Genomic DNA, 20,546 nt, shown 5'->3' with positions numbered 1-20,546 from the left:
GGGTCAGAACAGGCTGGCGACGAGGTAGATCGCCAGGGCGATGGTGAAGCCGACCACACCAACCAGGGCCTGACTGACGGTCCAGGTCTTCAGAGTAGTCTTGGTGTCCATCTCGAAGAACCGGCTGATCAGCCAGAATCCCGAGTCGTTCACGTGGCCGGCGAAAACCGACCCGGCAGCCAGTGCCAGCACGATCGCGGCCAGCTCGACCGGGTTATAGGTCGAATTGCTCATGACGACCGGCTGCAGCAGGGCGGCGGAGGTGGTCAGCGCAACGGTGGCCGATCCCTGCGCGATCCGCACCACGGCGGCGATAACGAATCCGGCGACGATCACCGGCAGCCCGATGCTGTCGAGCGATTCGGCGATGGCATTGCCGATGCCACTGGCCTGCAACACCCCACCGAACATTCCACCAGCACCCGTGATCAAAATAACGGCGGCAACCGGGCCGAGCGCGCTGTCCACGACGGCCTCGATCAGACCCGACGACTTGCGCTTCTTCCAGCCGAGCAAGATCATGCCGAGGAGAACGGTGATGAGCAGGGCAACCGGGGTCTCGCCGAAGGCGCGCAGTACCTGCACCCAGGCGTCATCGAGCGACACCAGGCCGGCTGTCGCTGCCATGTTCAATCCGGTATTGAGAAAGATCAGGCCGATCGGCAGCAACAACAGGGACAGAACGGTGCCGACCTTGGGGGCCGACTCGAATTCCTTGAAGTTGTCGGTCTTGCTGCTGAGAATAGACGGCACGGGAATGTTGTACTTGCGGCCAACGTACCCGCCGAACAAGCGCCCAACGACGAACCAGGTGGGCAGCGCCACGACCAGGCCGAAGATCAGCACCAGGCCGACATCGGCGCCGAGCAGGCCGGTCGCCGCGACGGGCCCCGGGTGCGGGGGAACAAAAATGTGCATGACCGAGAACGCCACGGCCGCGGGGAAGCCGTAGGCGAGGAACGATCCGCCCAAGCGACGGGCGACCGCGAAGATGATCGGCAGCATGACGACCAGGCCGGCATCGAAGAAGATCGGGAAGCCCAGCATCAGAGACGCGACACCGAGGGCCAACGGCGCGCGTTTCTCGCCGAATCTCTTGATCAGGGCATCCGTCAGCACCTGCGCGCCGCCGCTGGTTTCGAGCATGCGGCCGAGCATCGCACCGAGGCCGACGAGCAGGGCGACGCCGGCGAGGGTTCCGCCGAATCCATTGAGCAGGGTCGACACCAGCCGATCGGTCGGAATTCCGGTGGCAACGGCTGTCAGGAGGCTCACGATGATCAGGGAGAGGAAGGCGTGCACCTTGAACTTCATAATCAGTACGAGGAGCAGCGCAATGGAGCCGGCAGCAACGCCGAGCAACGCGGGGGTGGACAACACCCAGTTCATGTCAAGTGCGGTCATCAGTGAGCGAGTTCTTCCTGGTTCATTTTTGTAATCATGTTCTGTACGAGTCCGACGATGTCGTCGGGAGTTCTGGTGAGTTCGATCCGCATTCCGGCCTCGTCGGCCGCGAGCGGTTCGAGGGCGGCGAACTGCGAATCGAGCAGCGTGGCCGGCATATATTCGTGATTGCGGTGCGTCAGCCGTTCGGCGATCAGGGCCTGATCGCCGTAGAGCTCGACGAAGACCAGGGACGGTACGAGGTCACGCATCAGGTCGCGGTAGCTGCGCTTGAGCGCCGAACACGCCACGGTGAGCGCTTCACCGCCCTCGAGGGCCGCCGCCAGGGTCTGGGCGATGTGGGTCAGCCACGGCAAGCGGTCCTCGTCGGTCAGCGGATGCCCCGACGCCATTTTCGCGCGGGCTGCAGCGCTGTGCAGGTCGTCGCCGTCTGCAAAGCGGATGCCGAGGGCATCGGCGATACCGCGGCCGACGGTGGATTTGCCGCACCCCTGCACACCCATGACGACGATGGGCAGCCCGGGGGCGGTCTGGCTGGTATCTGCGCTGTTCGTCTTTGACATTGTGCTCCGCATGCTCGGCCGTTGCTTCATTACATCGGATTAATTCGCGGTTTCATCGCAATAAATCTGATTTTAATCACCAACGCTAACACCACACTGTTCCCGATCAAATTCAGCTTCCGGGCCAGACATGGCGCTCAGGCCCGTGCACTAAAGTTGAAGATGGCCTGTTCAATACAGTCCCAAAGGAGAAAACGTGTCAGAGTCCCGTGCAGCGCAGGCAAATATTGGTGTCGTCGGACTGGCGGTGATGGGCTCGAACCTCGCCCGTAACCTCGCCGGCCGCGAGGGAAACACGGTCGCCGTGTACAACCGCTCCCCTGAGCGAACCCGCCTACTCACGACCGAACACCCGGAAGCGAACTTCGTCGCCTCCGAGAACATCGCCGACTTCGTCGCCTCGCTCACCAAGCCGCGCACCGCAATCATCATGGTGCAGGCCGGTAAGGGAACCGACGCCGTCATTACCCAGCTCTCCGAGCTGTTCGAACCCGGCGACATCATTGTCGACGGCGGCAACGCCGAATTCACCGACACCATCCGTCGCGAGAAGGAGCAGAGCGCCAAGGGCATCAACTTCGTCGGCGCCGGCATTTCCGGTGGCGAAGAGGGCGCTCTCAACGGCCCGAGCATCATGCCCGGCGGTTCGGTTGAGGCGTACAAAACCCTCGGCCCGATCCTCGAATCCATTGCCGCCGTCGTCGACGGTGTGCCCTGCGTCACCCACATCGGCACCGACGGTGCCGGTCACTTCGTCAAGATGATCCACAACGGCATCGAATATGCCGACATGCAGCTCATCGCCGAGGCCTACGACCTGCTCCGCAAGGTCGGCGGGCACTCCCCCGAAGCCATCGCCGACGTCTTCACCGACTGGAACGACGGGGAGCTCAACAGCTACCTCATCGAAATCACCGCCGAGATTCTGCGTCAGGTTGACGCCAAGACCGGAGCTCCGTTCATCAACGTCGTTCTCGACGAGGCCGGCTCGAAGGGAACCGGCGTCTGGACCGTGCAGAACTCGCTCGACCTCGGCGTTCCCGTCGGCGGAATAGCCGAAGCCGTCTTCGCTCGCGCCGTGTCCAGCCACCCGGAACAGCGCGGCCCCGTGCGCGCCACCCTCACGGCTCGCCCCGAGATCGCCGTGGTCGGTCACACCTTCCAGGAAGACGTGCGCCAGGCGCTCTACGCCTCGAAGATCGTTGCCTACGCGCAGGGTTTCGACGCGATCATCGCCGGAGCCAAGAAGTACGGCTGGAGCATCGACAAGGGCGCCATCGCCACCATCTGGCGCGGCGGCTGCATCATTCGGGCCCAGTTCCTCAACCGCATCGTCGATGCCTACAACAACGACCCGTCGATCCCGAGCCTGCTCGTCGACCCGTACTTCGCCGAGGCCATTGCCTCCGGTGAAGCCGCGTGGCGCCGCGTCGTCTCGACCGCCGCACTGTCAGGCATCCCGGTTCCCGGTTTCGGTTCGAGCCTGAGCTACTTCGACTCGCTCGCGAGCGAACGCCTTCCGGCCGCGCTCGTGCAGGGACAGCGCGACTTCTTCGGCGCGCACACCTACCACCGCGTCGATATGCCCGGCACCTTCCACACGCTGTGGTCGGGCGACCGCAGCGAGATCGCCACGGAAGCATCGACTCACTAGGCCCGCAGTTCTGCCGGCCGGCAGCATCCACTCATATAACGGATGCTGCCGGCCGTTTTGTCTACCCGGGTCGCTTCACACCCACGTCTGGGATACTGGGACTCCCCATGACTGACAACCACCCCGAGCTCTCCGGCTACGAGCCGAACGACAACTACCGTCCCCTGCGCGGCAAACACTTCACCGCAATTTTGCGGGTCGCTGTCGTGCTCGGGCTCATTGCCCTGGTGGTGCCGGGCGTGCTCACGACCATGCGGGTCGCCTCGGACACCGCTGCCAACGCCTGCGTGGCCGCGGTGGCCCGGTACTACCCGTTCGCCGTCGACTACGACGCCCGCTTTGACCTCGCCGGACCCGGCGGATTCGGCTGGCAGTGTTATGCGATCGATCAGAACGAGCGCGACACCTTTGTCACGCCGCTCGGCATCATCCCCGCCGCGCCGCGCCAGCTGGCCCCCGCCACCCGCACCTAGCTGCGCTGCGCGGGACTTGCGCCAGTGCGCGGGAGTTCGGCCTCCCGCGCAGCGGCGGAACTCCCGCGCTGGGTGAAACGGATGCCTGCTGCAGCATCCGTCGGAACATGGTTGCCGAGCCGTGAGTTCTGACCCGAAAATGACGCAAAACGGGCGCGAACTCGCGGCTCGGCGATCAAAATTCACGGCTCGGCGAGGCAGCCGCCACGAGATGCCACCTTCGGCCCCATGTACTGCCCGATGCTCGAGGCGGGGCGCGGAAAACGCGCGAATGTCTGCGAAACGCAGCAGGCAGCATCCGTTGTTGGCGCACTTAACGCCGTTAACAGAACGGGAGGCAATGGCCGCAGCCACCGCCTCCCGAGATCAGCCCGTCAGGCGCGTGAAACCTACGCGGCACCGTCGAACATCGAAGTGACCGAACCCTCGTCGAAGACCTCATGGATCGCGCGCGCGAGCAGCGGAGCGATCGGCAGCACGGTCAGGGTGGGGAAGCGCTTCTCCGGCGGGATCGGCAGCGTGTCGGTGACGACGACGGCGCTGATGGCCGGGTTCTGCAGCATGTCGACGGCCGGGTCGCTGAACACGGCGTGGGTCGCGGCGACGACAACGCCGATGGCGCCGGCATCGCGCAGGGCTTCGGCGGCCAGGGCGATCGTGCGTCCGGTGTCGATCATGTCGTCAACGAGCAGGCAGACGCGGCCGCTGACCTGGCCGACGATCTCGTGTACCGAGACGCGGTTGGGCACGAGTGGGTCGCGGCGCTTGTGGATGATCGCGAGCGGCACACCGAGGCGGTCGCTCCAGATGTCAGCGACGCGTACGCGACCCATGTCGGGCGAGACTACGGTGAGGGTGGCCGGGTCGAGCTTCTCGCGGAAGTGCTCGAGCAGCACCGGCATCGCGAACAGGTGGTCGACGGGGCCGTCGAAGAAGCCCTGAATCTGGGCCGCGTGCAGGTCGATCGACATGATGCGGTCGGCGCCGGCAACCTTGAACAGGTCGGCGACCAGGCGGGCCGAGATCGGCTCGCGGCCGCGGCCCTTTTTGTCCTGGCGGGCATAGGGGTAGAACGGCGCGACCACCGTGATGCGCTTGGCCGAGGCCCGCTTGAGCGCGTCGACCATGATGAGCTGTTCCATCAGCCATTCGTTGATCGGCGCGGTGTGCGACTGGATGACGAAGGCATCCGAGCCGCGCACGCTCTCGTCAAACCGGGCGTACAGTTCGCCGTTGGCGAAAGTACGTGCGTCGGTGTGGAGCAGCTCAGAACCAAGCTCCGTGGCGATATCGAGTGCGAGCTGCGGGTGTGCTCGCCCCGAAACCAGTACTAGTCGTTTGTCGCCGCTGGTCTTGATTTCCGACACTTATTCTCCAGTCTCTGTGGTGCTGCTCGCTGCGGCTGCTGTCGCCGCAGCTGTGCCGGCCCGGTTGGTCTCGACCCAGCCGTCCATATTGCGTTGCGGGGCCACGGTAATGGCCAAAGCGCCGGCCGGAACGTTTTTGCGAACGACCGTGCCAGCCCCCGTATACGCCCCGTCTCCAATTGTAATCGGGGCGACGAACACGTTGTGCGACCCGGTGCGCACGTGCGACCCGATCGCCGAGTGGTGTTTGGCCACTCCGTCATAGTTGGCGAATATTGTTCCGGCGCCGATATTGGATCCGACCCCGACCGTGGCATCGCCAACGTAGCTCAGGTGCGGCACCTTGCTGCCCGCGCCGATCTGGGCGTTTTTGGTCTCGACGAAGGCACCGATCTTGCCATCGGCGCCGAGCACTGTGTTCGGGCGCAGGTATGAGAACGGGCCGACGGATGCCCCGGCCTCGATCACCGCGAGGGTCGCGTCTGTACGGTTGACGCGCGCGCCTTCGCCGATTTCGCAGTCGCGCAAGGTCGTGTCCGGGCCCACGATGGCGCCGGTGGCCACGACGGTGGCTCCCTCAATCTGGGTGCCCGGCAGCAGAGTGACGTCGGCTGCGAGCACGGCCTTCAGGTCGATCCAGGTCGTGGCCGGGTCTTGCACGGTCACGCCGGCCAGCTGCCAGCCGCGCACGATCAGGGCGTTGAGCTTCTGCGCGGTGTCGCCGAGCTGGGCGCGGTCGTTGATGCCGGCGACGATCCAGGCATCGGCGACGGGAACGGCGCTCACCTCGGAGCCGGCCCGGCGCAGCAGTTCGATCACATCGGTGAGGTACTTCTCACCCTGCGCGTTCGCGGTGGTGAGCTCGGCGAGCTGTTCGCGCAGCGCGGCCAGGCCAAACAGGTAGACACCGGCGTTGATCTCGGTGACGGCCAGTTCGGCATCCGTCGCATCTTTTTGCTCGACGATGCGGTCGAAAACACCCTCAACCGAGCGGATGATGCGGCCGTAGCCGGTCGCATCGTCGGGATAGGCGGAGAGTACGGTGCCGGCGGCGGCACCGGTACGGTGCGAGGCGATGAAGGAGGCGAGCGTGGCGGCGTTCAGCAGCGGAACGTCACCGTTAATAACGAGCACGTCACCGTCCCAGCCGGCAGGAAGCGCGGCGACGGCCTGCTCGACGGCACGACCGGTGCCGGGAATCTCGTCCTGGTCGATGATGGTGCTCTCCGGCAGGTCCTGCGCCACGACAGCGGCGAGCAGGTCGCGCTCGTGCCGCACGACGGTGATGACGTGGGCGGCGTCCAGTGCGCGCGCGGTCGCGAGAACGTGGCTGACGATGGGCACCCCGGCGAGCGGATGCAGCAGCTTCGGCAGGCTGGACTTCATGCGGGTGCCCTGGCCGGCGGCCAACACGATGATGGCGAGGCGGGCGTCTGTCACAGGATTCCTAACGCATTTGGTGAAGAAAATGAGGGCTCCGCCACCAGGATTCGAACCTGGACCGAACAACTCCAAAGGTTGCCGTGCTGCCGTTACACTATGGCGGACCATGCTGACCGGGGCCAGCAACCAGTCAAGTCTGCCAGATTCCGACGGCCCTCGACGCCGATGACCAGGCCTGTGAGGCGTCTAGTCGAAGAAACTCCCCGGTAAGCGGGATAATGGAGCAATGCCTGGCCATGATGAAGTCGATCGAATCGTTGATTCGTGGCTGCGTGAACGGCCCGATCTCGACTTCGCCCCGCTGCAGGTGCTCAGCCGCGTCGCCCGGCTGTCCAAGCATCTCGACCGTGCCCGCCGCACCGCATTCTCCCGTTCGGAGCTCGCATCCTGGGAATTCGACGTATTGTCGGCCCTGCGCCGGGCCGGCAGTCCCTTTGAGCTCAGCCCGAAGGCCCTGCTGCAGCAGACGCTCGTCTCAAGCGGCACCATGACGAACCGCATCGACGGGCTCGTCGAACGCGGGCTGGTGAAGCGCCGCTCCGCACCGAACGACGGTCGCGGAATCCTGGTGGGCATGACGCCCGCCGGCCTTAGCCGAGTGGATGCCGCCATCACCCGGCTGGTCGAGGCCGAGGCCGCTCTCCTCGCGACCCTCTCGGTGAGCGACCAGGAGCGCCTGGCCGGCCTGCTGCGCAAGCTGAGCCTCGATTTCGACTGAGCGCCACGAGAACTAGCGGCGAAGAGCCTTGCGCGCGAGGTAGTTGCCGAAGAACTGCACGAACTGCACCAGCACGATGATCAGCAGCACCGCCGCCCAGGTCACGATGGGGTTGAACTGACGGTAGCCATAGAGCAGCGCAAAATTACCAAGGCCCCCGCCACCGACGTAACCGGCAACGGCTGACATGTCCACGAGCGCGACGAAGATGAACGTGTAGCCGAGAATCAGCGGCCCGAGCGCTTCGGGCAGCAATACCGTGAAGATGATACGAATCGGCCCGGCACCGACACTGCGAGCGGCGTCGATCACGCCGGGCGTCACGGTCAGCAGGTTCTGCTCCACGATGCGAGCCATGGCGAAGGAGGCTGCGAGAGCGATCGTGAAGATGATCGCGTTATTGCCGATGCCGCTGCCGGTGACGGCCCGGGCCAGTGGTTGCGCCGCCGCCAGAAAGATGATGAACGGAATCGGACGAATGAAGTTGACCAGCAGATTCAGCACGAAAAACAACGGCTTGTTCTCGAGGATGCTGCCGGCACGGGTCAGGTAGAGCCCGAGACCGACCAGCAGGCCGCCCAGGCCACCGAAGAACAGGGTCAGCGCGACGATGTACAGGGTCTCGAGGGTGGCCGTCCACAGTTCCGGCAGCAAATCGATGAGTGCATCCATGTCAGCGCACCTCCGTGACGGTCGTGAGCGTTCGAATGTGGGCGAGCACCTGGTCGATGACCGGGTCTGAGCCAGTGAGCGCGAGGGTGAGATGCCCGAACGGGCGCCCCTGTATCTCATTGATACCGCCATAGACGACCTCGAACGCCACTCCGGCACTCGAGAACTCGCCGAAGACGGCCTTCTGGTCGACCGCACTGTCGCGAAAGGCCAGCGTCACGATGCGGCCCGCGTGCCGCTCACGCAACACGGCGAGTTCGGCGGGCGACGGAACGCCCTTGACCACGGTCGAGACAAATCGAGCGGATGCCGCGGCTTGCGGGTTCGAGAACACGTCGAAGACGGGGCCGCGTTCGATGACTCGCCCCTGATCCATCACGGCGACCTTGGTCGCAATGGTCTGGATGACGTCCATTTCGTGGGTGATCACTATGATCGTGATCCCGAATTCGGCATTCACGCGCTTGAGCAGCGCGAGCACTTCGTGGGTGGTTTCCGGGTCGAGGGCGCTCGTAGCCTCGTCGGCCAGCAGGATGCTCGGCTGGGTGGCGAGGGCGCGGGCAATGCCCACCCGCTGTTTCTGACCACCGGAGAGCTGGTCGGGAAAGGCGCCGGCCTTATCAGAGAGGCCGACGAAGTCGAGCAGTTCGGCCACGCGGGCGGCGCGCTTCTCCTTGGGATGCCCCGCCACTTCGAGGGGGTAGGCCACGTTGCGCGCCACCGTGCGTGAACCGAGCAGGTTGAACTGTTGAAAGATCATGCCGATGCCGAGGCGCACCTTGCGCAGCTCGCGCTCCGAAAGCACGGCGATATCCTGCCCGTCGACGATGATCTCGCCGCTCGTTGAATGTTCGAGAGCATTCACGAGTCGCACAAGTGTGCTCTTACCGGCACCGGAGTATCCGATGATCCCGTAGATGTCGCCGGCCTCCACGTCGAGACTGACCGAGTCGATCGCCGTGACACTCGGCGCACCCTTGCTCGCGGGCGGGTACACCTTACTAACATTCCTCAGGCTTACTAGAGCCATCCGTGTTCCTCAAAAACCTTCTTGTTGCTGGTCTATCGTGATGTCGCGCCGGGAACGCGAACGAGCAGTCTCGGCTATTGGGCGTAAATCTTAGAAAGAACCGAAACTGCTCACGCGGTAACGCTGATGCTTACTTCTGAGCCTTAGTGTCGGCCTCGACCGCGACGCGCGACTCTTCAAGCTCGGCAACCGGGGTGGTCAACAGCACTGCCGTGTCGCCGGACGCTTCGCGAACGCCATCCTGAACGGCCTTCGTGGTCTGGTAGATCTCGACGAGCTTCTGGTATGTCGCGTTGTCTTTGTCCTCGGCGCGCGCTGCAAAGACGTTCGCATAGGGCACGGACTTGGAGTCGGCCGGATCGTCCTGGGCGATGGCATCCGAGAAACTGAGCCCGGCCTTTCCAACAAACTCGTTGTTGACGATCGCGGCGGCGACGTCGGGCAGCGAGGTCGTCGTGAGCGACGCGTCGAGAGCCGTCACTTTCACCCGCGAGGCGGCGGTGTCGATGTCGTCGAGTGACGACGAAATCGTGCCGCCGTCGGTGAGCTCGATCAGGCCGGCTGACTGGAGTACGACGAGGGCGCGGGCCATGTTGCTCTGGTCATTGGGTACGGCGACCGTGTCGCCCTTCTGAATCTCATCGACGCTGGTGTACTGCGTGGAATAGAGACCCAGCGGGTAGATTGCGGTGGCGCCGATTGCCGAGAGGTCCTGGCTGCTCGCCACGTTGTAGTTTGCGAGGTAGACGATGGTCTGAAATTGATTGAGGTCGATTTCGCCGGCGGTCAGGGCAGGGTTCGGCTGCTCGTAGGTGGCGAAGTTGATCAGGTCGACCGTAATCCCTGCGTCGGCTGCGGCTTGTGTGAAGACATCCCAGTACGGTTCGCTCTCGTCGACGACCCCGATCTTCACGACGTCGTCGCCACCAGCAGCGCCTGCGCACCCGGCCAGCAGTGCCGCAAGCGGCAGAATCGCGAGTGCGGCCAGTACGGACTTCTTGAAGGAACGTGGCTTTTTCATGGAGGGTCTCTTTCGCTGTGTGAATTCCCCGAGAGCACCGATGGCGATTATGGGCACAGCGATTTTTTGGGCACAGATCAACCCCGGGTGTTGGGGGTGGGGGTCTGTGCCGCAGCTCTGCGAGGCACTCAACAACGATACGTGCCGAAGCTGCGACGCGTGGCCTGCACCGACACACTGCGTCACAGCTTCTGCGAAACTACCCCTCGATCAGCTCAGTAAGTTCGACCCAGCGGGTTTCCAGCGTGGCGATGGTCTCTTCGAGTTCGGTCAGCTTCACGCCGAGCGCTCCGAGACCGGCAAAATCGGACTGGTCGTGGGCGGCGAGCTTCTCGTGCTTCTGCGCAATACGCTCCTGCAGCTTGACCACCTTGCGGTCGATGGAGCCGAGCTCCTTCTGGGCGTTGCGCAGTTCAGCGCCGCCCAGGCTGGGGATCTTTTTGGTCTTGCCAGCGGCATCCGTTGGAGAACCGGCTGCCGGGCCGGCGACCGCCTTGCGGCGTACCTCGAGGTACTGGTCGACGCCGCCGGGCAGGTGGCGAAAGCCGCCGTCCATGACCGCGTACTGGTTGTCGGTGACGCGCTCGATCAGGTAGCGGTCGTGCGACACGACGAGCAGGGTGCCGGGAAAGGAGTCGAGCAGGTCTTCCATGGCGGCGAGCATGTCCGTGTCGAGGTCGTTGGTGGGCTCGTCGAGGATGAGCACGTTCGGCTCGCTCAGCACGATGAGCAGCAGTTGCAGACGGCGCTTCTGGCCACCGGAGAGGTCCTTGACCTGGGTGGTGAGCTGTGCGCTCAAGAAGCCCATGCGTTCGAGCATCTGGCCGGGCGTGATCTCTTTGCCGCCGGCCATGTAGCTGGTTTTCTGGCGGCCGATGACGTCGCTGACCCGGTCGTTGCGAATCTCGTCGAGTTCGAACAGCTGCTGGGTAAGTACGGCGACCTTGATGGTCTTGCCGCGCTTCACGTGCCCGCTCGTGGGCTGCAGGGTGCCGGCGACGAGGTTCAGCAGGGTGGACTTGCCGGCGCCGTTGACGCCCATGATGCCGGTGCGCTCCCCCGGCGCGATGCGCCAGGTGATGTCGTTCAGCACGGTCTTGTCGCCGAACTTCACGCCGATGTCGATGAGGTCGACGACGTCCTTGCCGAGGCGCTGCATCGCCATCGACTGCATCGTGACGGTGTCGCGGGGCGGCGGCTCATTCTCGATCAGCACGTTGGCGGCATCGATGCGGAACTTGGGCTTGGCGGTGCGGGCCGGGGCGCCGCGGCGCAGCCAGGCCAGTTCTTTCTTCATGAGATTCTGGCGCTTGGATTCAACGACGGAACTCATGCGGTCGCGCTCGACGCGCTGCAGAATGTAGGCGGCGTAGCCACCCTCGAACGGTTCGATCAGGCGGTCGTGCACCTCCCAGGTGATATTGCAGACCTCGTCGAGGAACCACCGGTCGTGGGTGACGACCACGAGTCCGCCCGACTGGGCTGCCCAGCGGGTCTTGAGGTGACCGGCGAGCCAGGATATGCCTTCCACGTCGAGGTGGTTGGTGGGCTCATCGAGGAAGATGCAGTCGTAATCGCCGATGAGCACGGCGGCGAGGGCCACGCGGCGGCGCTGGCCACCGGAGAGGTCGTCGACGAGGGCGTCCCAGGGGATGTCTCGCACGAGACCGCCGATGACGTCGCGCACCTTGGCGTCGCCAGCCCAGACGTGTTCTTCGATGCCGCCGACGATGGTGTGGCCAACGGTCTGGCCGCTGGCGAGGTCGTCGGACTGGTCGAGCATGCCGATCGTGACGCCGCGGCGACGGGTGACCCGGCCTTCGTCGGGTTCCATTCGGCCGGCGAGCAGACGCATCAGGGTGGACTTGCCGTCGCCGTTCTTGCCGACGACGCCGATGCGGTCGCCTTCGTTGAGGCCGGCGGTGACGCTGTCAAAGATGACGCGGGTAGGAAATTCGAGGTGCAGGGACTCAGCCCCGAGAAGATGTGCCATAGCCTCCCAGTTTACGGCACGCCGGGGCGTACGATTCCGGGCTAGTCGTTGATCAGGCGGGCGCCGTGCACCGGGCCGGTGGCGCGCACGACGCGCAGGCGGGAGGCGGAGAGCGCGACCTGCAATTCGAGCGCGCTGTCGGCATCCGCTACTAAAAAGGCCACGGTCGGGCCGGAGCCGGAGAGGATACCGGCGAGGGCTCCGTTTTCTTCGCCGAGCTGCAGCACCTTGCCGAGGCCGGGCGCGAGGTGCAGAGCGGGGGCCTGCAGGTCGTTGTGCAGCACGTCGGCGAGCATGTGCGGGTCGCCGGCCCGCAACGCCTGCAGCACGTTTGCGTCGACGGAGGGCTGGTGCTGGGCCGGAAAAATGTCCTGGGCGTGGCGGTCGCGGTGCCGATCGAGTTCCTGATAAACACCGGGTGTCGACATTCCGAAGTCGGCGAGGGCGAGCACCCATTGAAATTTGCCCTTGGCCAGAGCCGGGCTGAGCTGGTCGCCGCGGCCGGTGCCGATCGCTGTGCCGCCGGTGAAGGAGAACGGCACGTCGGCGCCGAGCTTGGCGGCGATCCCGAGCAACTCATCCTTGGTGGCGTTGGTGCCCCAGAGCGCGTCGCAGGCCAGAAGGGTGGCTGCGGCGTCCGCGGAGCCGCCGCCCATTCCACCGGCAATGGGTACGTTCTTTTCGATCTCGAGGTGCACGCCGCCGCGATAGCCCGCCTTGCGGGCCAGGGCCCGAGCGGCCTTGATGGCGAGGTTGGTGCCGCCAGTCGCGAGTCCGGAGGTGTCGATGCTGCCGCTGAATTCGACGGAGAAGTCGGTAGCGGGCGTGGCGCGCACTTCTTCGAACAGGGAAACGGCCTGGTAGGCGGTCGCGAGGTCGTGGTAGCCGTCTTCCATGACGGCGCCGACCTTGAGAAAGACGTTGATTTTGCCGGGAGCCCGCGCGTGCACAACGGGGCTGCCGGCGGTCGTCATCATGCTTTTAACTTAGCCCAGCCTGTCTACCCGCACGGACAGCACGCTCGTGCTAGGCCGGCATCCAGACTCGGGCGATGGCGAGAAAGTCGTGCACGGTCAGCTGTTCGCCGCGGGTGGTCGGGTCGATTCCGGCCTCCGACATGAGAGCGGATGCCGCCGCCGAGTCCCCGAGGACCACCGACAGTGACTGGCGCAGCATCTTGCGGCGCTGTTGAAACGCCGCGTCGACGAGCGCGAAGGTCTTGAGCCGCAGTTCCTCGGATTCCAGCGGGGTGGCGCGACGATCGAAGGCGATCAGGATCGAATCGACGTTGGGAACCGGCCAGAACACCTGGCGGCTGACCTTGCCGGCGGTGCGAAAATCGCCGTACCAGGCGGCTTTGACGCTTGGGCTGCCGTAGATCTTGTTGCCGGGAGGAGCGGCGAGACGCTCGCCGACCTCGGCCTGCACCATGACAACACCGGCGCGAATCGAATCGAAGTGCTCGAGCAGGTAGAGCAGCACCGGAACGGACACGTTGTAGGGCAGGTTGGCGACGAGCCGGGTCGGGTCGCCGGGCAGTTCGGTGATCTTGAGGGCGTCGGCGCGGATGACCATGAGCGCAGCACCCGGCTGCATGAGATCGACCGTCAGCGGAAGCTGCTCGGCGAGGCGGTCGTCGATCTCGACGGCGATAACGGCCGCGCCGATTTCGAGCATGCCGAGGGTGAGTGAGCCAAGGCCCGGGCCGACCTCGACAACGGTGTCACCCGGGGCGACGCGGGCGACCTTGACGATGCGCCGCACGGTGTTGCCGTCGATGACGAAGTTCTGGCCGAGCTTCTTGGTGGGGTTGACTCCGAGCATCTCGGCGAGGTCGCGAATCTCGGCGGGGCCAAGGAGCGTCTTGGTGGGCTTGGCCGCGATGGCGGGGTCAGCGGGGACGTGCTCCGGGGAGTGGCGGCCGGTCATGCGAGGCCGCCGAGTGGGGCCTGATCGGGATTTTGCTCGTCGTTTGGGGCGGCGAAGGCAGCGGTGACGGGCTCGGCGTCCCAGCGTCCGTAGACCAGCTCGGTGTTGGCGGTGATTTGCGCGGAGAGCAGGGAGACATCCGTTTCGAGGTGGGCGGCCATGCCGCGCAGCGTGTTGGGCAGCAGGTACGGCGCATTGGGCCGGCCACGGTAGGGCAGCGGCGTGAGAAAGGGGGCATCCGTCTCGACCAGCAGCAGGTTGCGCGGGGCGGCGAACAGGGCTTCCCGCAGGTTGCCGGCGTTCTTGAACGTGACATTGCCGGCGAAGGACATATACCAGCCGTGTTCGGCGCACAGCCGGGCCATGTCGGCGTCGCCGGAGAAGCAGTGAAAGACCGTACGTTCGGGGGCGCCAACCCGAAGCAGAGTTTCGATCACGGCCTCGTGGGCGTCGCGGTCGTGAATCTGAAGCGCGAGGTTGTGCTCCTTGGCGATGCGGATATGCGCTTCAAAGGAGCGGAACTGGGCGGCGCGACCGTCGTGACCCGTACGAAAGAAGTCGAGGCCGGTCTCGCCGACCGCGACCACGCGCGGCTGGGCGGCGAGTTCGTTGATCACGGCGAGGGCGTCGTCGAGGGTTCCGGCTTCCTCGAGATCGGGTGCCTCGTTGGGATGGATCGCGACGGCGGCCAGCATGCGCGGCTCGATCCGGGCAGCAGCAGCCGACCAACGTGAGGTTTCGACGTCTCCGCCGACCTGGATCACACCACGCACGCCAACGCTCGAGGCGCGGTCGAGCTGTTCCCGATAGCTGAGCGGATGCTCCCCATCGGCGATTTCGAGATGGGTGTGGTTGTCGTAGACGGGAACCGTGAGTGGCTCCGGCAGCGGTGGGTAGCTCAGGTCGCGGCCCGCGGTATTGTCGCGGCGGCGAATGGCACTGCCGTAGCCGTCGATGCCGTCAGGACCAGGCACGTCATTAGGCACCGCGTCATTAGGCATCGGCTGGCTCCACGATCGATTCGATGCGCGGGAACAGCGGTTCGAGCGGGCTGACCTGGGCGCCGCCGGTCCACTCCCAGGCCCGGTCGACGCGCTGGTCGGTGAGGGCGCCGTCGCCGCCGAGGGCGGTCCACAGCTTGGCGGTGGCAATGGGAATGACCGGAGAGAGCAGCACGGTGAGGGTGCCGAGGCCGCGCACGGCCGTGTGCAGCACGGTCTCCAGGCGCGCCCGGGTTTCCGGGTTCTTGGCCAGGGCCCACGGTTCCTGCAGGGTGATGTAGCCGTTGAGTTCGTCGACGAGTTCCCACACGCTGGTGAGGGCGTCGTGGATGGCGAGGGTCTCGATGGCTTTCGCCGCGGCATCCGTCACCCGCTGTTCGGTGGCAGCAATCGCGAGGTCGTCGGCCGTGAGCTCGCCGGCGGCCGGCACAACGCCGTCGCAGTAGCGCACGACCATGGCGATCACGCGGGAGGCGAGGTTGCCGAAGCCGTTGGCGAGTTCGGACTGGTAGCGGGCCGAGAGGTCTTCCCAGCTGAACGAACCGTCCTGGCCGAAGCTGATGGCACGCATGAAGTAGTAACGAAAGGCATCGGAGCCGAAAGTGTCGGTGATCTGGCTCGGGGCGATGCCGGTGAGCTTGGACTTGCTCATCTTCTCGCCGCCGACCAGCAGCCAGCCGTGGCCGAAGACCTGCTTGGGTACCTCGATGCCGGCGGCCATGAGCATGGCCGGCCAGATGACGGCGTGAAAACGCAGAATATCCTTGCCGACGATGTGGGTCGCGGGCCAGCGGCTCGCGAATTCCTCGTCGTTCTGGCCGTAGCCGGCCGCGGTGATGTAGTTGAGCAGCGCATCGAACCAGACGTAGACCACGTGCGATTCGTCCCACGGCACCTTGATGCCCCAGTCGAAGCTTGAGCGGGAGATCGACAGGTCACTCAGGCCGCGCTTGACGAAGGACATGACCTCGTTGCGGGCCGCTTCCGGCTGCACGAAGTCAGGGTTCTCTTCGTAGAGCGCGAGCAGACGGTCGGCGAAGGCGCTCATCTTGAAGAAGTAGTTCTTCTCGTGCAGCAGTTCGACCGGCTTGGAGTGGATCGCGCAGACCGGTTGGCCGGCGTATTCGCCGGTGCCGTCGACGAGGTCGGTGGTCTGCTTGTATTCCTCGCAGCCGACGCAGTAGTAGCCCTCATACTCGCCGGTGTAGATGTGGCCCTCGTCGTGCAGGTGCTGCAGAAACTTCTGCGCGTTCACCTCGTGGCGTTCGTCGGTGGTGCGGATGAAGTCGTCGTTGGCAATATTGACGGTCTCCAGCAGCGGCTTCCACGCGGTCTCGACCAGCCTGTCGGCCCATTCCTTCGGCGTGACGCCGTTGGCGGTGGCGGTGCGCAGAATCTTCTGGCCGTGTTCGTCGGTGCCGGTGAGCAGCCAGGCGTCATCGCCCGACTGCCGGTGCCAGCGCGCGAGCACATCGGCGGCGACCTCGGTGTAAGCGTGCCCGATGTGCGGCACATCATTCACGTAGAAAATGGGCGTGGTGATGTAAAAAGAGCCTGCGGACATGCGTTCATCTTATGCGCAGCGTGCGGCCCTGACGTTTTGTTACTCGCTGTGGGAGCTCTCCGCCGCTGGGCCGGCGGCTGCCAGGTGGTGTCGGTGGCCGAAGACCGGCGGGAGCGCCTCGTGGTTGGGCGGAACCGGCGGGCGGTTCGGGACATCCTTCGTTACCTCGCTCTCGCGCACGTCGATGCCACGTACCTTCTGGTGCGCATACTCGACTGGCATCATGCACAGCACGATCTTGCCGTGGGCATGCCCAGCTTCCAGCTCCCGATAGGCGTCCCGCACCCGTTCGAATGGGTAAATGGCGGCAACCGGAATCACGATCTGATGGTCGGCGATCAGGCTCGCAATCTTCTCAAGCACGACGGTGTCGGTCGAGTCAACATTCATCAGTCCGTTGTCGCCCAGGCGATTCAGCTCGGCATCAACACCATCGGGCGCAATCCGCCGCAACCGCTCGTCGAATCCTGGACCGTATTCCACCGGTATCACGCCGATTTGGCGCAGGTAGTCAAAACTGTTCGGGCTGGCGGTGCCGATAACTCGGGCTCCGCGTCGTTTGGCCAACTGTGCCGCGATCACGCCCACACCACCGTGTGCGGCGTGCACGAGCACCGTGCGACCCGGGCCGGGGCTCGCGCCGGAGACCGCCTGCCACGCGGTCGCTGCAGCAACGTAAAGGCTGCCGGCGATCTCCCACGGCAACCGCTCGGGCTTGTGAATGACGTTCCCTACCGGGACTGTGACAAAATTCGCCTGGGAACCGCGCACCGTGTGACCGAGCACCGCGTCGCCGATTTTCCACCCGGTGACGCCCGCTCCGGCGCCCGCGATAAAGCCGGCGAAGTCGCTGCCCTGTCCTGACGGGAAGTGCGCAGGCCATTCGTTGTCGAGTCGCCCTTCCCGAATACTGGATTCGCCAGGGTTCAGGCCTGCCGCCATGACCTCAACGACCACCTCACCGACACCAGGAACCGGCGCGGTCATCTCGACCAGATCGAGAACTTCCGGCCCCCCATAGCGGGAGAATTGCACCGAGCGCCACATAAGTACCTCCCGAGGTTGGTCGCGACCATGCGACTCACACTTACCGAACTTAACGCTGAAGAGGACTGGGGTATTCCGGTTTTTTTACGGCAGGTTTTCCCGGGCCGGCCTTGGCCTGCAGCGCGTGCTCGTACAGTTCACGCTTGCCAAGTCCGCTGGCCGCGGACACGTCGGCCGTGGCTTCTTTCAAGCGGATGCCGCCAGCCACCAAATCCAGCACCTCGGCCACGCCCATGGCCAGGTCCAGCACCCGCACGTCGGCACCCGCAACGACGATACAGATTTCGCCGCGCACCCCCAAAGCCGCCCATTCGGCCAGCTCTGCAGCTGTACCACGCTTGACCTCCTCAAAAAATTTGGTCAGTTCCCGGCAGACCACGACGCGGCGGTCGGCGCCGAGCGTTGCCGCAAGGTCGAGCAGTGAATCCGCGAGGCGGTTGGGCGATTCGAAAAATACCATTGTGCGACGCTCGGCACTGAGATCACGCAGCAGCTTGACCCGCTCGCCGTGCTTGCGCGGCAGGAACCCCTCGAACGTGAACCGGTCGGTCGGCAGTCCGGAGACGGCGAGGGCGGTCAGCACGGCTGACGGGCCTGGCAGGGCGGTGACCTGCACGCCTGCCGCCACCGCGGCATCCACCAAATGAAAGCCGGGATCGGAAACGGTGGGCATTCCGGCGTCGCTCAGCACGAGAATATCCGTGTCGCGGGCCAGTTCGACCAGTTCGGCGGCCTTGCCGCGTTCGTTGTGATCGTGCAGGGCAATGAGTCTGGGCCGATTCTCGATGCCGAGGGCCTTGAGCAGGTGCACGGTGACGCGGGTGTCTTCGGCCGCCACGATGGTGATGGTGCTCAGGGTCTCGATCAGGCGCCGAGAGGCGTCGCCGAGGTTTCCGATCGGGGTGGCAGCAAGAATGATCATGCTGCAATTCTCGCAGCACCAGCCGAGCATCCGTTCTTCGGTCGCTCTGTACGATGGTCAGGTGTTCGCTACTAGTCGATGGGTTCGCTGGGGCGCTCCCCTCGCAGTGGTCCTCCTGGCCGCGGTGCTACGGCTGTGGAACCTCGGAGTACCGCACGCGCTCGTCTTCGACGAGACGTTCTATGTAAAGGACGCCTGGAGCCTGTTCAATAACGGCTACGAGTCCACCTGGCCGGCAGACGCCAACGTTCAGTTCGAGGCGGGCCGCACCGACATCTTCACGACCGACCCGTCCTTTGTCGTGCATCCGCCGCTCGGAAAATGGCTGATCGCACTCGGCATGAATCTGCTCGGCCCCGGCAACCCGTGGGGTTGGCGGCTGGCGACGGTCGTGGTGGGGGTGCTCGCGGTCGTGCTCATCATGCTCGTGGCGCAGAAGCTGTTTCAGTCCCGCTTGCTCGCCCTGATCGCCGGTTTTCTGCTCGCGATCGACGGTCACGCCATCGTCATGAGCCGGGTGGCGCTGCTCGACAACTTCGTGATGTTCTTCGCCTTGCTCGGTTTCGGGGCGATCCTGCTGGACCGCGAGTGGCACGCGACTCGACTGGCCAGCCGGCTGGCCGGGCTCCGCGAACAGGGCTGGGGTCCGGCGCTCTGGTGGCGGCCCTGGCTGCTCGCCGCCGGCCTCGCCTTCGGTCTGGCCAGCTCGGTGAAATGGTCCGGCGTCTATTTTCTCGCCGCGTTCGGCATCTACCTCGTCGTCGTGGATGCGCTGGCCCGGCGCCGTAATGGCGTGTCATTCTGGCTCAGCGCCGCCATCCTCAAACAGGCCCCGGTCACGTTTCTGCTGCTGGTTCCGATTGCCGTCATGACGTTCCTGGTTTCCTGGACCGGCTGGTTTGTCACGCGCGGTGGGTACTACCGCCAATGGGCCGATTCGACCGGGGCCGACGGGGCGGGGGCCGCCTGGACCGGTCCGCTCGCCTGGGTTCCGCATACCCTGCAGAGCTTCTGGCACTACCAGGCAGCTGCGTACACGTATCACGTGGGGCTCGCCACACCGCATCCGTACCAGGCAAACCCGTTGACCTGGCTGTTCATGACCCGACCGACCAGCATGTACTACCGCGGTTCCAGCTCGGGTGAACTCGGCTGCCAGCTGCAGAGCTGCGCTGAGGCCATCACGTCGGTCGGTAACCCTCTCATCTGGTGGGCGGCGACGGCAGCGCTGTTCTACCTCGTCTACCGGCTGGCTCGGTATCGGGAATGGCGGGTCGGTTTCATATTGATGGGCATGGTCGCCGGCTACCTACCGTGGTTGATGTACCTCAACCGCACGGTTTTTCAGTTTTATACGATCGCCTTCGAACCGTATCTGCTGCTCGGACTCACCTTCGTCATTGGCCTGGTACTGAAGCAAATTCCCGACCAGGCGCGGCCCAAAGGCAGGCATTCAGCACATTCGCAGGTACCGGAATACGACCCCCAACCGCAGCCTGGGGCTCTTCGGGCGGTCATTGTCGGCCTCGGCGTCGCCCTGCTGCTCACGGCGTTTTTCTTCCCGGTATGGACCGGAATGCAGACATCATTCTTGTTTTGGCAACTGCATGTATGGATGCCAAGTTGGCGATAGAACGGTCGAATACATTCCATTTTTGGCATATAATGACTGGGAATGCTGTGTGAATAAGGCACGAATCGCGGTCGGACGACCGTAGACTGACGGCTATCTGCACGACGAGTAA

Annotated in this window: 18 protein-coding genes and 1 tRNA gene; 4 read left to right on the top strand and 15 right to left on the bottom strand. The window is 64.8% G+C overall.

Annotated elements, in window-relative coordinates; all coding sequences use genetic code 11:
- Positions 1-3 precede the first annotated feature (3 nt).
- Positions 4-1,404: a GntP family permease gene (locus tag E3T31_RS02515; RefSeq protein WP_174844837.1), complete on the bottom strand. Its 1,401-nt coding sequence runs from the start codon at positions 1,402-1,404 to the stop codon at positions 4-6.
- The gene (locus E3T31_RS02510) at positions 1,404-1,967 is read right to left on the bottom strand and encodes a gluconokinase (RefSeq protein ID WP_241977528.1); all 564 of its coding nucleotides are present in this window, start codon (positions 1,965-1,967) and stop codon (positions 1,404-1,406) included. Before E3T31_RS02510 ends, E3T31_RS02515 begins: the two co-directional genes overlap by 1 nt.
- 196 nt (positions 1,968-2,163) lie before the next feature.
- On the opposite strand from E3T31_RS02510, the gene gndA reads away from it, so the two are divergent.
- Both gndA and E3T31_RS02500 read left to right on the top strand, forming a co-directional pair.
- Positions 2,164-3,621: an NADP-dependent phosphogluconate dehydrogenase gene (gene gndA / locus E3T31_RS02505; RefSeq protein ID WP_134467333.1), complete on the top strand. Its 1,458-nt coding sequence runs from the start codon at positions 2,164-2,166 to the stop codon at positions 3,619-3,621.
- Positions 3,622-3,728: 107 nt separating this feature from the next.
- Positions 3,729-4,094 carry a hypothetical protein gene (locus E3T31_RS02500; RefSeq protein ID WP_134467332.1) on the top strand — a complete coding sequence of 122 codons (366 nt, stop codon included), beginning with the start codon at positions 3,729-3,731 and terminating at the stop codon, positions 4,092-4,094.
- A gap of 389 nt (positions 4,095-4,483) precedes the next feature.
- Here the strand turns inward: E3T31_RS02500 and E3T31_RS02495 are convergent, their stop codons facing one another.
- The 3 genes from E3T31_RS02495 to E3T31_RS02485 all read right to left on the bottom strand — a co-directional run bounded on the left by E3T31_RS02495 (position 4,484) and on the right by E3T31_RS02485 (position 7,008).
- A complete protein-coding gene (locus E3T31_RS02495) occupies positions 4,484-5,461 on the bottom strand; it encodes a ribose-phosphate diphosphokinase (RefSeq protein ID WP_134467331.1) in 978 nt (325 codons plus the stop codon).
- Positions 5,462-6,901 carry a bifunctional UDP-N-acetylglucosamine diphosphorylase/glucosamine-1-phosphate N-acetyltransferase GlmU gene (gene glmU, locus E3T31_RS02490; protein ID WP_134467330.1) on the bottom strand — a complete coding sequence of 480 codons (1,440 nt, stop codon included), beginning with the start codon at positions 6,899-6,901 and terminating at the stop codon, positions 5,462-5,464.
- A gap of 35 nt (positions 6,902-6,936) precedes the next feature.
- Positions 6,937-7,008 (bottom strand) — tRNA-Gln (locus tag E3T31_RS02485).
- Positions 7,009-7,130: 122 nt separating this feature from the next.
- Between E3T31_RS02485 and E3T31_RS02480 the strand changes: the two genes are divergently transcribed.
- Entirely contained in the window at positions 7,131-7,622 is a 492-nt protein-coding gene (locus E3T31_RS02480) for a MarR family winged helix-turn-helix transcriptional regulator (RefSeq protein WP_092451627.1), read from the top strand.
- 12 nt (positions 7,623-7,634) lie between these two features.
- Here E3T31_RS02480 and E3T31_RS02475 read toward each other — a convergent pair whose 3' ends face one another.
- The 10 genes from E3T31_RS02475 to rsmI form a co-directional block, all read right to left on the bottom strand.
- Positions 7,635-8,294, bottom strand: a complete 660-nt coding sequence (locus tag E3T31_RS02475; protein ID WP_134467329.1) for a methionine ABC transporter permease — start codon at positions 8,292-8,294, stop codon at positions 7,635-7,637.
- A 1-nt stretch (position 8,295) separates the two neighbouring features.
- Positions 8,296-9,324, bottom strand: a complete 1,029-nt coding sequence (locus E3T31_RS02470; protein WP_134467328.1) for a methionine ABC transporter ATP-binding protein — start codon at positions 9,322-9,324, stop codon at positions 8,296-8,298.
- A gap of 130 nt (positions 9,325-9,454) precedes the next feature.
- On the bottom strand, positions 9,455-10,345 hold the full coding sequence (locus E3T31_RS02465; protein ID WP_134467327.1) for a MetQ/NlpA family ABC transporter substrate-binding protein: 891 nt from the start codon (positions 10,343-10,345) through the stop codon (positions 9,455-9,457).
- Between the two features lie 199 nt (positions 10,346-10,544).
- Positions 10,545-12,338: an ABC-F family ATP-binding cassette domain-containing protein gene (locus E3T31_RS02460; RefSeq protein ID WP_134467326.1), complete on the bottom strand. Its 1,794-nt coding sequence runs from the start codon at positions 12,336-12,338 to the stop codon at positions 10,545-10,547.
- Between the two features lie 41 nt (positions 12,339-12,379).
- Complete coding sequence (locus E3T31_RS02455) at positions 12,380-13,312, bottom strand: 4-(cytidine 5'-diphospho)-2-C-methyl-D-erythritol kinase (protein ID WP_134467528.1); 933 nt, start codon at positions 13,310-13,312, stop codon at positions 12,380-12,382.
- A gap of 52 nt (positions 13,313-13,364) precedes the next feature.
- A complete protein-coding gene (gene rsmA / locus E3T31_RS02450) occupies positions 13,365-14,162 on the bottom strand; it encodes a 16S rRNA (adenine(1518)-N(6)/adenine(1519)-N(6))-dimethyltransferase RsmA (protein WP_241977609.1) in 798 nt (265 codons plus the stop codon).
- Positions 14,163-14,263: 101 nt separating this feature from the next.
- Positions 14,264-15,268 (bottom strand): TatD family hydrolase, encoded by a 1,005-nt coding sequence (locus E3T31_RS02445; protein ID WP_134467324.1) that lies wholly within the window; start codon positions 15,266-15,268, stop codon positions 14,264-14,266.
- A complete protein-coding gene (gene metG / locus E3T31_RS02440; RefSeq protein WP_134467323.1) occupies positions 15,261-16,832 on the bottom strand; it encodes a methionine--tRNA ligase in 1,572 nt (523 codons plus the stop codon). Before metG ends, E3T31_RS02445 begins: the two co-directional genes overlap by 8 nt.
- 39 nt (positions 16,833-16,871) lie before the next feature.
- Positions 16,872-17,879 carry an NADP-dependent oxidoreductase gene (locus E3T31_RS02435; RefSeq protein ID WP_134467322.1) on the bottom strand — a complete coding sequence of 336 codons (1,008 nt, stop codon included), beginning with the start codon at positions 17,877-17,879 and terminating at the stop codon, positions 16,872-16,874.
- Between the two features lie 49 nt (positions 17,880-17,928).
- A complete protein-coding gene (rsmI, locus tag E3T31_RS02430) occupies positions 17,929-18,801 on the bottom strand; it encodes a 16S rRNA (cytidine(1402)-2'-O)-methyltransferase (RefSeq protein ID WP_134467321.1) in 873 nt (290 codons plus the stop codon).
- Here rsmI and E3T31_RS02425 point away from each other — a divergent pair.
- Positions 18,800-20,434, top strand: a complete 1,635-nt coding sequence (locus E3T31_RS02425; RefSeq protein WP_241977526.1) for a dolichyl-phosphate-mannose--protein mannosyltransferase — start codon at positions 18,800-18,802, stop codon at positions 20,432-20,434. The two genes, rsmI and E3T31_RS02425, sit on opposite strands and share 2 nt — an antisense overlap.
- Positions 20,435-20,546 lie beyond the last annotated feature (112 nt).

The sequence above is a fragment of the Cryobacterium sp. TMS1-13-1 genome (assembly GCF_004403125.1).
Lineage (GTDB): Bacteria > Actinomycetota > Actinomycetes > Actinomycetales > Microbacteriaceae > Cryobacterium > Cryobacterium levicorallinum.
The sequence above is the reverse complement of the archived record's forward strand: the minus strand, read 5'-3'. Positions and strand labels throughout refer to the sequence as shown.

Excerpts from the sequence above, each read along its gene's own strand:
- E3T31_RS02515 (WP_174844837.1), bottom strand. The coding sequence starts at position 1,404 with ATGACCGCACTTGACATGAACTGGGTGTTGTCCACCCCCGCGTTGCTC.
- E3T31_RS02510 (WP_241977528.1), bottom strand. The coding sequence starts at position 1,967 with ATGTCAAAGACGAACAGCGCAGATACCAGCCAGACCGCCCCCGGGCTG.
- E3T31_RS02500 (WP_134467332.1), top strand. The coding sequence starts at position 3,729 with ATGACTGACAACCACCCCGAGCTCTCCGGCTACGAGCCGAACGACAAC.
- E3T31_RS02480 (WP_092451627.1), top strand. The coding sequence starts at position 7,131 with ATGCCTGGCCATGATGAAGTCGATCGAATCGTTGATTCGTGGCTGCGT.
- E3T31_RS02475 (WP_134467329.1), bottom strand. The coding sequence starts at position 8,294 with ATGGATGCACTCATCGATTTGCTGCCGGAACTGTGGACGGCCACCCTC.
- E3T31_RS02470 (WP_134467328.1), bottom strand. The coding sequence starts at position 9,324 with ATGGCTCTAGTAAGCCTGAGGAATGTTAGTAAGGTGTACCCGCCCGCG.
- E3T31_RS02465 (WP_134467327.1), bottom strand. The coding sequence starts at position 10,345 with ATGAAAAAGCCACGTTCCTTCAAGAAGTCCGTACTGGCCGCACTCGCG.
- E3T31_RS02460 (WP_134467326.1), bottom strand. The coding sequence starts at position 12,338 with ATGGCACATCTTCTCGGGGCTGAGTCCCTGCACCTCGAATTTCCTACC.
- E3T31_RS02455 (WP_134467528.1), bottom strand. The coding sequence starts at position 13,312 with ATGACGACCGCCGGCAGCCCCGTTGTGCACGCGCGGGCTCCCGGCAAA.
- rsmA (WP_241977609.1), bottom strand. The coding sequence starts at position 14,162 with ATGCTCGGAGTCAACCCCACCAAGAAGCTCGGCCAGAACTTCGTCATC.
- E3T31_RS02445 (WP_134467324.1), bottom strand. The coding sequence starts at position 15,268 with ATGCCTAATGACGCGGTGCCTAATGACGTGCCTGGTCCTGACGGCATC.
- metG (WP_134467323.1), bottom strand. The coding sequence starts at position 16,832 with ATGTCCGCAGGCTCTTTTTACATCACCACGCCCATTTTCTACGTGAAT.
- E3T31_RS02435 (WP_134467322.1), bottom strand. The coding sequence starts at position 17,879 with ATGTGGCGCTCGGTGCAATTCTCCCGCTATGGGGGGCCGGAAGTTCTC.
- E3T31_RS02425 (WP_241977526.1), top strand. The coding sequence starts at position 18,800 with ATGCTGCAATTCTCGCAGCACCAGCCGAGCATCCGTTCTTCGGTCGCT.
- rsmI (WP_134467321.1), bottom strand. The coding sequence starts at position 18,801 with ATGATCATTCTTGCTGCCACCCCGATCGGAAACCTCGGCGACGCCTCT.